Below are 12,919 nucleotides of genomic sequence, written 5' to 3'. Positions count from 1 at the left end.
TCTATGAAAGGGAGAAGCTGCTGCTATCAGGAAATTCCGAAAAGAATATCCTGGCCCCGGTTAAACGGTGCGGAAACATTTATGCGAGCTTCACGATATTATAATTATTGCAGAGCGATTATAAGCCAGCCTGAACCCGTTTTGAAAAGGTATAGACGGATATTTTCGGCGATTTTTTCCTTTTCCGTCAGGTTATTTTTGTGGCGGCTTCCGGTGGTTCTGCCACGACAGCACTAATTTGAGTTAGTGCTCATCACTTATTGTGTCCGATCTCCTGACCGAGGGCTAATCCCCGCCATCTGTCTGCATCCGATACACCATAATCCTATATTTTACCATCAGAGCGGTGCGAAAAAATTACCAGCGCATCCCTTTGAAGGGATTCCAGCCGTTATCGCCTTTTTTCTCTTTCAGGTAATAACTGTAATTGGTGCTCATGCCGTACAGGGCATTAAAACCATAGCCCAGGCCAACCTGAAGATACCGTGGAAATTCCATGCCCGCTATCGCTAAGGCGATGATCAGAATAGTATAAACAACTACCATAATTAAAATCAGCATGATGTTCTTCTTCCACAGGCCGAGTACGAACAGATAAATCGGGCCGAAAAGGAAGGCAATTAAATTCATGTTCACTTTTAATTTTTGCCTGAAAGGCAGTTGTTTCAATGCCTGTCTGAAGCCTGGTGTACTGGGAGCACCATGAAGGTCGAAAAAATCAAAGCGGGTCTGCCATTTCGCACTGTACTCTTTGGTCGTGTTTACTTTATTATAATTTTCAATAGGTTGATTCATGATTACCTCAATATCCTGCGCAGAAAACTACAGAGACCGACACTGTTTCAGACGGATGACAGCCGCATGAATGGTGCTTATCGACCGCCAGAACAGCGCATACGAATTTTAAAAACAGGGAAGCCGCCTTAATTCGCACGAAAATAATATCGGTACGGTACAAAAAGCCATGCTACACCCTGGGTGCGCTATTAGCTGCACGGGTGCCGGATTCAGGTTAAACAACAATATTTGAAAATAAATCCATCAGAATCAGTAATGTGAAAAATACACAGACCGGACATCTCCTGCGCTGGATGTAATTGATATTAGCACCAAAGAAAATATCGCCACAATGATAAAAATATGTTAATTTTCAAAAAAAATATTCCTCGTTCCTCACACCTTAGAAGGATATAAAGATGATCGCATGGAGCGGAGTGGGTTTTTTCGTCGCAGTATTAATTTCTGCCGCCTACCTCCTGTGTAAATGGCTGTTAGATATTTATTACTACGACGGTTTCTTTGTCTCCCATCTATGGGCGACAGGGGCTACGCTGATCGTTTCTGCCCTTTTTTGTGCGGCCTTTGTCTGGGTGCTCCGGCAGGAAAAATGGCTGGACTCCCTTGCACAAGCAACGAAAAGCCAGCCAATGATGGCCCCCGAAAAAACCCACAACTTCTTTTTTATTCCCGTTCTCTACTGGCCGATTATTCTGTTTCTGCTCGGCTCAGGGATCTGTATTTACGACCTGACCCGATAACACTTCACATCACTGATACAGGCCATACTGATGCTGTATCAGCGAAATGGAAATATCATCAATACGAAGGAGTTCATGGTGAAATTAAGAAAATCATTAAACATTATGGGTGCGATCTGCCTGGCAACTGCCATCGGGGCTACTTCTCTGATGGCATCAGCCGCTGAGACAGCACCAGCTGCAAACACGCAGACTCAGACGATCTCTTTGCTGGATGGCAAACAGACGTTCAAACTGCAGGGCTATGAAAAGCAGCCTGTGCCGGGCGGCGGACCAGGCACCATGTATGTGAACAAGCAGGAAAAACGCGTATTGATCATTGGCGAAGAAGAGATCCCATTGATTGCGCGCGGTGGCAGTGACGCTGATTTTCTTGAAGGCGGGAAGTCTATCAAAGACAAGCAGAAGCAGGCTTCACCTTCTTATACGGTGATCAGTGAGAAAACTGAAAATACCAACGGTTTGCCGGTCTATCATATTGAAGCCACCGACAAAATGGGTGGCAACGATGTGCAACAGGCGACGCTGCTGGCGGTCGCCAACCAGAAATTCACCGTTATTCAGGTGATTTCAAACCACAAAGACAAGGCTGGCCACCTGAAAGCAGTAAACAATATCCTCGGTAAGTAAGGCCTCAGTCGCTAAGCCCGGTTAGCTGATCGACCCGGATAAGGGGTTGCCGGTGGGGTTCATGAGTTTACTCAGAACACACCTGCAATGCCTTGTCTGAACAATGCACAGGCTGACGCTTCTGCGCGTCATCACGGCTTGCACGCAAACCCCTTTCCTGCCTCTTTCTTCAGGCGTTATGCCAGGCCTGAAAACAGAAAAGGCCGTCTCCGGCCTCTCGTTAACTTTATGCAAACATCTACTTCAGGCTGCGCGAACCTGCGGCATCGCTATATCCGCGCTGATACGAGCACCTTCAGCATCAAATACCATGCAATGGTGCGGATGGAAGGTGGGGCGCAGCGTCTGATAAGGACGGAAATGCACATCGCCGGGCAGCAGCATCTTGAAGCCGTCGTGGCCGTGGCTCTGACCAAACAGATAGGTGTTGTTGCCAAGTCGCTCAACCACTTCGCAGTGGAAGTTGATATTCAGTGGCGCATCGCCGTTGATCTGCAACTGCTCCGGCCGGATACCCAGCGTGATCTCATCACCAGGCTGCAACTGGCGGATGGGCGAGGGGAGCTGCAGCCGATGTTCGCCGTCATTGATCAGGGCGACAAGGCCAGCAGGGCCGCACTGCTCCACGCGCGCAGGCAGGAAGTTCATCTTAGGTGAGCCGATAAAACCGGCGACAAAGCGGTTAATCGGGTTGTAATAGAGCGCCATCGGTGAACCCACCTGTTCAACCTTGCCGTAGTTCATGACCACAATCTTATCGGCCAGCGTCATTGCTTCCGTCTGATCGTGCGTCACATAGACCATGGTGGTTTTCAGCTCCTGGTGCAGCTTCGCAATGTGTAGCCGCATATCGACACGCAGCTCCGCATCCAGGTTCGATAAGGGCTCATCAAACATAAACACCCGGGGATTTCGCACGATTGCGCGACCAATGGCTACACGCTGACGCTGACCGCCGGAAAGCTGCTTTGGTTTACGATCCAGCAGATGCGCAAGCTGTAGCGTCTTCGCCACCATCTCTACCTGATGCTGAATCTGTGCTTTCGGCAGGCCGTTCACCTTCAGTCCGTAACCGATATTTTCCGCTACCGTCATATGCGGGTAAAGCGCATAAGACTGAAACACCATTGCCACTCCACGGTGCGAGGGTGCGACATCATTCATGACCTCATCACCAATCAAAATCTCACCGTCACTGATCTCTTCCAGCCCGGCGATCAGCCGCAGCAGTGTGGATTTACCGCAGCCTGACGGACCGACGAAGACCGCAAACTCACCGGCCTCAATATCAAGCGCGATATTTTTCAGCGTTTCTGTTTTACCAAAGCGTTTGGTGACGTTTCTCAATCTGATGCTGGACATGCTGATCCTCGTGGCAAGGGATTTGTCGGCTAAAATGTACGACGTATAACAGTTTGTCTTTTTACACCTCAGCCCTGATGGTGCCTGCGCTGACTATATCGTTCCGCCAGGGTGCGCCCTACCGCTGATTTTGATTTCTGTAATAGCGATCACACATTGATGCGAACGGGCTGGAGCGTGGTGCGCATTCCGCGTAGCGTATGGCTCAAATGCGATACGTTATTCACACTTCATATGCTCAATAATTCCTTGTTCAGCATGTGCCTGAAAAAAGAACATCAGCAAATGACAGCTTAAAATGTCATACCTTCACACGAGGCCAGTAATGAAAATCAAAATCAGCGTTACGCTACTTCTTTCCGCATTGATGCTTAATCAATCCGCCTGGACCGCTCAGCAACTTACCGTCTGGGAAGACATTAAAAAATCAGACGGCATCAAAACGGCGATCGCCGATTTTCAGAAACAGTTCGGCGTTGAAGTGAAAGTTCAGGAGATGCCGTTTGCACAGCAGATTGAGAAGCTGCGTCTGGATGGCCCGGCGGGTATTGGCCCGGATGTCCTGGTGATCCCTAATGACCAGCTCGGTAGCGCGGTCGTACAGGGATTACTGGCACCGCTGAAAATTGATGCAGCAGAGCAGAGCGCTTACACCCCCTCAGCAATGGCGGCTTTCACACAGAACAGTGTGGTCTACGGCGTACCCAAAGCGGTGGAAACGCTGGTGCTGATCTACAACAAAGATCTGCTGCCGTCGCCACTGAAAACGCTGGAGGAATACCGTGCCTTCTCCCAGAAGCAGCGTGAGGCGAAGCAGTATGGCCTGCTCGCTAAGTTTGACCAGATTTATTACAGCTGGGGTGTGATGGCTCCGATGGGCTCTTACATCTTTGGCAAAGACGCCAAAGGCGCAATTAACACTCAGGATATCGGTCTGAACACCCCGGGCAGCGTTGAAGCGGTGACTTATCTCAAGCGCTTCTTCAGTGAAGGATTGCTGCCAGGCGGCATCATGGGCGACAACGGCCTCAACGCCATCGATTCGCTGTTTACCGAGAAGAAAGCGGCGGCGGTGATCAATGGGCCGTGGGCATTCCAGCCTTATCAGGCTGCCGGAATCAACTATGGCGTGGCACCGCTGCCGCTGCTGCCTAACGGCAAGCCGATGAGCTCCTTCCTGGGCGTCAAAGGCTATGTGGTCTCTACCTGGAGTAAAGATCAGGCGCTGGCGCAGAAGTTCCTCACCTTCATCAACCAGCCGCAGTACGTGAAAGAGCGTTATCAGAAAACCCAGGAGATCCCACCGGTCACCGCGATGATGAACGATCCGATTATCAAAGATGATGAGAAGGCCAACGCGGTCGCGGTGCAGGCGGCGCGTGCGTCAGCGATGCCTGGCGTGCCGGAAATGCAGGAAGTGTGGGGGCCAGCCAATGCTGCGCTGGAGCTGAGCGTATCCGGCAAGCAGGAGCCAAAAGCGGCACTGGATAATGCAGTGAAGCAGATCACCATGCAGATTGAAGCGATGCAGGCCAGCAACCAGTAATGCAGGTTCACGGGATAACCGTACAGGATAAGGATCAGGGTGTGGCTATATCTTCCGATGAAAATCTGGTGACGGCTAAGCGTCCGCGTCGTCATGCGACCTCCGGTGCGCTGTTGGCACTGCTGCCTGGCTTCGGCCAGTTTTACCACCGCCAGTGGGCTAAAGGGCTCTGTTTTCTGATTTTGCTCAGCAGTTTTACCGGCGTCTTCCACGATTTTCTGCGTGAGGGATTCTGGGGGCTCTATACGCTGGGCGAATCGGTGCCGCGTGATAACTCCATTTTTCTGCTGGCAGAGGGCATTATCAGCGTACTGATTGCCGCCTTCGGCGTGGCGGTCTGGGGAGTGTCAATGCGCGACGCCTGGGTCAATGGCGTCAGGCGCGACAAGGGTCAGCAGCTGAACAGCGTGCGCCAGCAGTATCAGTTACTGCTGCGCGATGGCTTCCCCTATCTGATGATTTCGCCAAGCTTTATTCTGCTGGTGTTTGTGGTGGTGTTTCCGATTCTGTTCGGTTTCGCCATCGCCTTCACCAACTACAACCTCTATCACACGCCACCGGCGAAGCTGGTGGACTGGGTGGGGTTCAAAAACTTCATCAACATTTTTACCCTGTCGATCTGGCGCTCCACCTTCTTTGACGTGCTGCAATGGACGGTGGTCTGGACACTGCTCGCTACTACGCTGCAGTGCACCGTAGGCGTCATGCTGGCGATTCTGGTCAATCAGAAAGACCTGCGCTTTAAGCCGCTGATCCGCACCATCTTTATTCTGCCGTGGGCGGTGCCGGGCTTCGTCACCATTCTGGTCTTCGCCGGAATGTTCAACGACAGCTTTGGGGTGATCAACAACGCTATTCTCGACTTCTTTGGCATTGCACCTAAAGCGTGGATGACCGATCCATTCTGGACCAAAACCGCGCTGATTATGATGCAGACCTGGCTCGGTTTCCCGTTTGTGTTTGCGATGACTACCGGCGTCCTGCAGGCGATCCCTGACGATCTCTATGAGGCGGCGATCATGGACGGTGCCAGTGCCTGGACGCGGCTGAAAACCATCACGCTGCCGCTGGTGCTCTACGCCATTGCGCCGATCATCATCACGCAATACACCTTCAACTTTAATAATTTCAACATCATCTATCTGTTTAACAACGGCGGTCCGGCGGTGGCGGGGTCGAATGCCGGAGGAACCGATATCCTGGTGTCGTGGATCTACAAGCTCACCATGTCGTCGTCGCAATATGCTATCGCCGCCACTATCACCATTTTGCTGTCGATTTTCGTGGTAGGTCTGGCGCTGTGGCAGTTCCGCGCGACCCGGTCGTTTAAACAAGATGAGATGGCGTAAGGAAGCAGTTATGGCGAAGTCCGGCAGTATTAAACGCGAAAGGTGGATACGCCTGTCGCTGACCTGGCTGGTGGTGCTGGCCGTCTCGGCCATCATTATCTATCCGCTGGTCTGGACAGTAGGAGCATCCCTGAATGCAGGTAACAGCCTGCTCAGCAGTTCGATCATTCCGGAGAATGCGTCGCTGCAGCACTACCGCGACCTGTTCAATGGCACGGTGCCTTACCTGACGTGGTACTGGAATTCGATGAAAATCAGTTTCCTGACCATGGTGCTGACGTTGATCAGCGTCAGCTGTACCGCCTACGCTTTTTCCCGTTTTCGGTTCAAGGGGCGGCAGAACGGACTAATGCTGTTTCTGTTGTTACAGATGATCCCGCAGTTTTCGGCGCTGATCGCGATTTTCGTGCTGTCGCAGCTGCTGGGGTTGATCAACAGCCATCTGGCGCTGGTGCTGATCTACGTTGGCGGGATGATCCCGATGAACACCTGGCTGATGAAGGGTTATCTCGACTCGATTCCCAAAGATCTCGATGAGTCGGCGCGCATGGACGGTGCGGGCAACTTCCGCATCTTTGTTGAGATCATTATGCCTCTGTCGAAGCCGATCCTGGCGGTAGTGGCGCTGTTCTCCTTCACCGGCCCGCTGGGTGATTTCATCCTCTCCAGCACCATTCTGCGAACGCCAGAGCAGTTCACGCTGCCGATTGGCCTCTATAACCTGGTGTCGCAAAAAATGGGCGCCAGTTACACCACCTATGCCGCCGGTGCTGTGCTGATCGCCGTGCCGGTGGCGGTGTTCTATCTGGCCCTGCAGAAATACTTCGTTTCTGGCCTGGCCTCAGGCAGTACTAAAGGATAAATCATGACGCCAAAAACATTGATTCTCGCCCTGGCACTGGCCTGGGCGACACCGCTGCTCGCCGCCGATCAGCCTGTCATCGGCTCTGCCGGGCCGTGGCCAGCCGATTTTATCAAAGGTGCGGATATCTCATCGCTGGCTGAACTGGAGAAGCAGGGTGCGAAATTCTACAACGCAGATAACCAGCAGCAGGATGCCATCGCCATCCTGAAAGCCAGCGGCATCAATACCATACGGCTGCGGCTGTGGGTGGATCCCCGCGACGGCAGCGGTCAGACCTACGGTGGTGGCGGCAACGATCTGACGACCACGCTGGCGCTGGCGAAGCGCGTTAAAGCGGCGGGCCTGAAGCTACTGCTGGATATCCACTACAGCGACTTCTGGACAGACCCAGGCAAGCAGTTCAAGCCCAAAGCCTGGCAGTCGCTGCCTTTTCCGCAGCTGGAAACCCAGATTCATGACTACACCCGCGACACCATCGCCCGTTTCAAAGCGGAAGGTGTGATGCCGGATATCGTGCAGATTGGCAATGAACTCAACGGTGGCATGCTCTGGCCGGAAGGCAAAAGCTGGGGCCAGAACGGCGGTGAGTTCGATCGGCTGGCCGGTCTGCTGAAAGCCGGGATCAGCGGGGTGCGTGAGAATCTCAGCGACCCGCATCAGGTGAAGATCATGCTGCACCTGGCTGAGGGCACAAAGAACGACACGTTTCGCTGGTGGTTTGACGAGATCGTTAAGCGTGATGTGCCATTCGATGTGATTGGCCTGTCGATGTACACCTACTGGAACGGCCCCATCAGCGCCCTGAAAGCCAACATGGATGATATCTCCCGGCGCTATGACAAAGACGTGATGGTGGTGGAAGCGGCCTACGGCTACACGCTGGAAAACTGCGATAGCGCGGAGAACAGTTTCCAGGCCAAAGAGGAGCAGGCGGGCGGCTATCCCGGCAGCGTAGCGGGCCAGGCGGCTTATCTGCATGACCTGATTAAAGCGGTGCTGGCGGTGCCGGACCATCGCGGCAAGGGTGTCGTCTACTGGGAACCGGCGTGGATCCCTGCGCCCGGCAATACCTGGGCGACGCCCGCTGGCATGAAATATATCCACGACGAATGGAAACAGGGTAACGCCCGCGAAAACCAGGCGCTGTTTGACTGTCACGGCAAGGCGCTGCCTTCGCTGCAGGTTTTTCATTAACCATTAGCGCAAACGCTGATGTCTACCTCTGAGGAACAGGTATGAATAAATTTCCCCCGCTCAGCGCCCGGGTTAACCGGCTGCTGCATGGTGCTGACTACAATCCCGAACAGTGGGCGCACCAGCCGGGCATTATTGATGACGACGTCATGATGATGAAGCAGGCGAACTGTAACGTTATGTCGGTGGGTATTTTCAGCTGGGCGAAGCTGGAGCCGGAAGAGGGGCGCTATGAATTTGGCTGGCTGGATGAGGTGATTGATACGCTCTGGCTGCAGGGGATTTCTGTGTTTCTTGCTACACCAAGCGGGGCCAGGCCAGCCTGGATGTCGCAGGCGTATCCGGAGGTGCTGCGTGTGGGGCGCGATCGCGTGCCGGCTCTGCATGGTGGTCGTCATAACCACTGCATGACCTCGCCGGTGTATCGCCAGAAAGTGCAGGCGATGAACAGCCGGCTGGCGGCGCGTTATGCGCATCATCCGGCGGTGCTCGGCTGGCATATTTCCAATGAGTATGGCGGAGAATGTCATTGTGATCGCTGTCAGCAGGCGTTTCGCAGCTGGTTGCAGCGCCGATATGAGACGCTGGAGAACCTGAATCTCGCCTGGTGGAGTGATTTCTGGAGTCATACCTACAGCGACTGGTCACAGATTGTGTCGCCAGCGCCACAGGGTGAGATGTCGATTCATGGTCTGAATCTGGACTGGCGGCGGTTTATGACCGATCAGGTTACTGACTTCTGTCGTGAGGAGATTAAACCGCTGAAGCAGGCCAATCCCGATCTGCCTGCGACCACCAATTTTATGGAATATTTCTACGACTACGATTACTGGAAGCTGGCACCGGCGCTCGATTTTATCTCCTGGGATAGCTACCCGATGTGGCATAACGAGAAGGATGAGACCACGCTCGCCTGTTATACCGCGATGTACCACGATTTGATGCGCACCCTGAAGCAGGGCAAGCCTTTCGTGTTGATGGAGTCGACGCCGAGCGCCACCAACTGGCAGCCGACCAGCAAGCTGAAGAAGCCGGGGATGCATATTCTGTCGTCACTGCAGGCGGTGGCCCATGGTGCGGACGCGGTGCAATATTTTCAGTGGCGTAAGAGCCGGGGTTCGGTCGAGAAGTTTCATGGCGCAGTAGTCGATCATGTGGGTCATCTTGATACGCGCACCGGTCGTGAAGTGAGTGAGCTGGGCCGGATGCTGGCCGCGATGACGCCGGTGATGGGCAGCCGGGTTGAGGCGCGGGTGGCGATTATTTTCGACTGGGAGAGTCGCTGGGCGATGGATAATGCGCAGGGGCCGCGCAATCTCGGACTGCATTATGAGCGCACAGTGAACGAGCACTATCGTGCTTTCTGGGAGCAGGGCGTGGCGGTGGATGTGATTAACGGCGACTGCGATCTCAGTGGTTACGATCTGGTGATTGCGCCGATGCTGTATATGGTGCGGGATGGTTTTGCGGCGCGGGTGGAGCAGCATCTTGAGCGGGGCGGGCATTTCGTTGCCAGCTACTGGAGCGGCATCGTGAATGAGAGCGATCTGTGTTATCCCGGTGGCTTCCCGGGGCCGTTGCGGCCGTTGCTTGGCATCTGGTCAGAAGAGATCGATAGTCTGACTGATGAGGAATTCAATGGCGTACGCGGGGTGCGCGGCAATGAGCTGGGTCTGAGTGGGCCTTATCAGGCGCGAGAGCTTTGCGAGCATATTCATCTGGAAGGGGCAACGGCGCTGGCCAGTTACGAGAGCGATTTTTATGCCGGTACCCCGGCGGTGACGGTGAATCGCGTGGGTCAGGGCAAAGCCTGGTATATCGCGTCGCGTAATGATCTGTCGTTCCAGCGGGATTTTTATGGTGCGTTGATTAAGCAGCTGGCGTTGCCGCGCGCGCTGGCGATTGATCTGCCACCGGGTGTGGTCGTTCAGCGGCGCACTGATGGCGAACAGGCGTTTCTTTTTGTGCAGAATTTTACCGGTCAGGTGCAGCAGCTGTCGTTGCCTGCTGGGCTCAGCGATTTGATCGATGGCTCGGTTGTGGGGGAATCGCTGGTGCTGGCGCCGTGGGGATGTCGCGTTCTGAGTGTGATGCTAACTGAAGGCGCAAGCCTTTGACGTTAGTTTAATGCCGTTTGCTGGCAGGTTTAGCATCGGCTCAGGGGGCCAGTACCTTCCGCAAAGACGCAAAAGATGGCATCCCTGCCAGCTCAGCACGGGCAATTACGCACCTCATCCCTGAGGTGCGCCCGTTCCCGGGCCAACGCGTTGCGTTGTTCAAAAACGCTCCCGGCGTTTTTGTCCGTGGCCCGTGATGCTTTGCTCCAGGCATATGCCCCCATCGCTTTGAGTTTGGGCATTGTCTGTGGCAGGAGGGTGCGGGAACTGTGGATAATGAGCAGGTTTGGTTAAATTTGTTGGCAGGCTGAGCTTTGAGCATGAGAGTTGTGTGTGGGAAGTTCTGCCGTGGCTTTAATTGCGGACTTTGTGGCAGAGGAATAGGGTTTGAGGGCAGGAAGAGTGTATTTTCTGTGAGTGCCCTGAAGCCATTCCCCCTCGTTTTCGTTTATCAGTCGTGAGTGGCGGGCAGCAGCCCGCCTTTTTATTATCTGGAGGAGAACAACATGGTGAGTCTGAAATCGTTTAAGCAATATTTCAGTCGGCAGCCGCTGACGGCGGAAGAGGTTGAGATAGACAGTGCGCTGCTGGAGCGTCTTGTAGAATGCTTCGGCGGGCGTGAAAATATTCAGCAGGTGGACGCCTGTTTAACCCGGCTGCGGGTGAAAGTGACATCGCTGAGGGCGGTAGATACGGCAGGATTACAGAAGGCGGGGGCGATTGGCGTGGTGATTCTGGGGCAGGAAGTTCATGCCATCTTTGGTACGCAATCCGACCAGCTGCGTCAGTTGCTGGAAGCCCGATTCTTTAAGCCGCTTCAGCCGGAGTAAAAAAAATGGATAACCGTCGCCGGTTATCCAAATAAGCCCCTGCATAAGAGCTTAACAATGATCACAATGAGGAGACTGCTTGGTTACCACCAGGCTTCGACCTGTACGCCGAAGTTCCAGGTGTTGTTACTGGTGTTGTCCTGGAAACTGTGTCCGTCTTCTGAGTCATTCAGGTAAGAGGCAAACAGACGCAGTTCCGGGCGTGACATAAATTCGGGACCGGCTGCAAGACCCAGCGCCAGCGTATATTTCTGACCCGCCTGTTTGTAGTCGCTGCCCACTTTGTTCTCATCTTTCTGCCAGAAACTACCCACTTCGCCGATGCCGCGGACATACTGCGTGAACTGATATTGACCACGACCCACCAGCGACAGCAGGGTGCTTTTGCTGGTCTGCGCGGTGACGTCATCCGCTGAACCCCAGGTAAAGACCTGATTCAGGGAGAACTTGTCGGTGATCGGCAGCAGGCCGGTATTGATTACGCGGTATCCGGTGGCATCGCGGGTATCGTTCCACATGTCATACCAGCCACCGCCCTGTGAAATCATATTTTGTGCCAGGCCTTTGTTAGCGTACTGGAACACCAGTTTCTGATAGCCGCCCCACATATCCTGACTGATTTCACTGGTGAGCATAACGCCGTTTTCCGCATCATACAGGCCACCATACTCTTCCTGCTTTTTAGTCGTGTTCGGCATGGCGTAATCAATACCAAACTCGGTCCAGGCGCCGCTCCACGGTTTCCAGCCAGCATACCGAAGATCCAGGTAGTTAATGTTGACGTCGTTATCGCCATCGACCCGGTAATCGACGTCATTGGCATCGCCACGGATCCAGGCAAAGGAGATCGCGCCCGGGCCCAGAGTGTAATTTTCGATACCCGCACCGGAGCCGGAGATATTCCAGTATTTGGTATCAATGATGTGCAAATCGTGACGCTGGTAGTAACGTTTACCGCCCCAGATCACCGCATTCTTGTCACCCGGCACCAGCCCTTTAATCTGCAGATTGAGCTGGCGCAAACCAAACTGCGCATCGTCACCGAAGGTGGTTTCGTTATCGTTAGAACCGTCGGAGAACATGCTGACCATGGTGTCGACGTAAAAACTGACGTCATCCTTTTTGTAGACTTCGCTGCCCAGCTCAACCTCGCCGTAGGTGTCGGCTTCATTGCCGAGACGGCCAATCTTGTTCTTTTGATACTCTTCAATACCGCCATCCTGCGATACGCCAACGCCACCACGCAGATAGCCATGGAAATCAATGTTGTCGATAGCAGCATAGAGCGTCGGGGAGGTCAGGGCCGCAGCGAGCGCCACAGCAGCAGTACGTAACCTTGTTTCCATGTTATCCTCAATTTTATTTGTAATACGTTCACATGACAGCGGCAGTTAACGCTTTTTGTCAGATGGGTGACAAACAAAATCGCGATAATGTGTGATGCACTGCAAATAAAGTGGCGGTATTTGTAACGATTAGTGAATCAGA

Annotated in this window: 11 protein-coding genes; 8 read left to right on the top strand and 3 right to left on the bottom strand. The window is 53.6% G+C overall.

The genetic code is table 11. The features are described 5' to 3' along the window. Positions 1 to 357: 357 nt before the first annotated feature. The gene (locus ACX8ZY_RS21835) at positions 358 to 795 is read right to left on the bottom strand and encodes a DUF2628 domain-containing protein (protein WP_158132214.1); all 438 of its coding nucleotides are present in this window, start codon (positions 793 to 795) and stop codon (positions 358 to 360) included. 401 nt (positions 796 to 1,196) lie between these two features. Between ACX8ZY_RS21835 and ACX8ZY_RS21830 the strand changes: the two genes are divergently transcribed. Both ACX8ZY_RS21830 and ACX8ZY_RS21825 read left to right on the top strand, forming a co-directional pair. Then, on the top strand, positions 1,197 to 1,538 hold the full coding sequence (locus ACX8ZY_RS21830; protein WP_010670649.1) for a hypothetical protein: 342 nt from the start codon (positions 1,197 to 1,199) through the stop codon (positions 1,536 to 1,538). 30 nt (positions 1,539 to 1,568) lie between these two features. Continuing rightward, complete coding sequence (locus ACX8ZY_RS21825) at positions 1,569 to 2,168, top strand: hypothetical protein (protein WP_421665429.1); 600 nt, start codon at positions 1,569 to 1,571, stop codon at positions 2,166 to 2,168. 243 nt (positions 2,169 to 2,411) lie between these two features. On the opposite strand, the gene ACX8ZY_RS21820 is transcribed toward ACX8ZY_RS21825, so the two are convergent. Beyond that, the gene (locus ACX8ZY_RS21820; RefSeq protein WP_052271250.1) at positions 2,412 to 3,530 is read right to left on the bottom strand and encodes an ABC transporter ATP-binding protein; all 1,119 of its coding nucleotides are present in this window, start codon (positions 3,528 to 3,530) and stop codon (positions 2,412 to 2,414) included. Between the two features lie 325 nt (positions 3,531 to 3,855). Between ACX8ZY_RS21820 and ACX8ZY_RS21815 the strand changes: the two genes are divergently transcribed. From ACX8ZY_RS21815 to ACX8ZY_RS21790, 6 genes are all read left to right on the top strand, one after another. Further along, positions 3,856 to 5,076 carry an extracellular solute-binding protein gene (locus ACX8ZY_RS21815; RefSeq protein WP_459261257.1) on the top strand — a complete coding sequence of 407 codons (1,221 nt, stop codon included), beginning with the start codon at positions 3,856 to 3,858 and terminating at the stop codon, positions 5,074 to 5,076. A gap of 41 nt (positions 5,077 to 5,117) precedes the next feature. Continuing rightward, entirely contained in the window at positions 5,118 to 6,425 is a 1,308-nt protein-coding gene (locus tag ACX8ZY_RS21810; RefSeq protein WP_158132217.1) for a carbohydrate ABC transporter permease, read from the top strand. Between the two features lie 10 nt (positions 6,426 to 6,435). Continuing rightward, positions 6,436 to 7,287: a sugar ABC transporter permease gene (locus ACX8ZY_RS21805; RefSeq protein WP_010259151.1), complete on the top strand. Its 852-nt coding sequence runs from the start codon at positions 6,436 to 6,438 to the stop codon at positions 7,285 to 7,287. Positions 7,288 to 7,290: 3 nt separating this feature from the next. Then, entirely contained in the window at positions 7,291 to 8,484 is a 1,194-nt protein-coding gene (locus ACX8ZY_RS21800; RefSeq protein WP_187512064.1) for a glycoside hydrolase family 53 protein, read from the top strand. Between the two features lie 41 nt (positions 8,485 to 8,525). Continuing rightward, positions 8,526 to 10,601 carry a beta-galactosidase gene (locus ACX8ZY_RS21795; protein ID WP_418795454.1) on the top strand — a complete coding sequence of 692 codons (2,076 nt, stop codon included), beginning with the start codon at positions 8,526 to 8,528 and terminating at the stop codon, positions 10,599 to 10,601. 506 nt (positions 10,602 to 11,107) lie between these two features. Next, positions 11,108 to 11,431, top strand: coding sequence for a glucose PTS transporter subunit EIIB (locus ACX8ZY_RS21790; RefSeq protein WP_010259145.1), 324 nt, complete (start codon positions 11,108 to 11,110; stop codon positions 11,429 to 11,431). 83 nt (positions 11,432 to 11,514) lie between these two features. On the opposite strand, the gene ACX8ZY_RS21785 is transcribed toward ACX8ZY_RS21790, so the two are convergent. Next, positions 11,515 to 12,777, bottom strand: a complete 1,263-nt coding sequence (locus ACX8ZY_RS21785) for a maltoporin (protein WP_022624645.1) — start codon at positions 12,775 to 12,777, stop codon at positions 11,515 to 11,517. Positions 12,778 to 12,919 lie beyond the last annotated feature (142 nt).

Source organism: Pantoea sp. XAF26B01_ASV70, assembly GCF_054512635.1.
The sequence above is the reverse complement of the archived record's forward strand: the minus strand, read 5'-3'. Positions and strand labels throughout refer to the sequence as shown.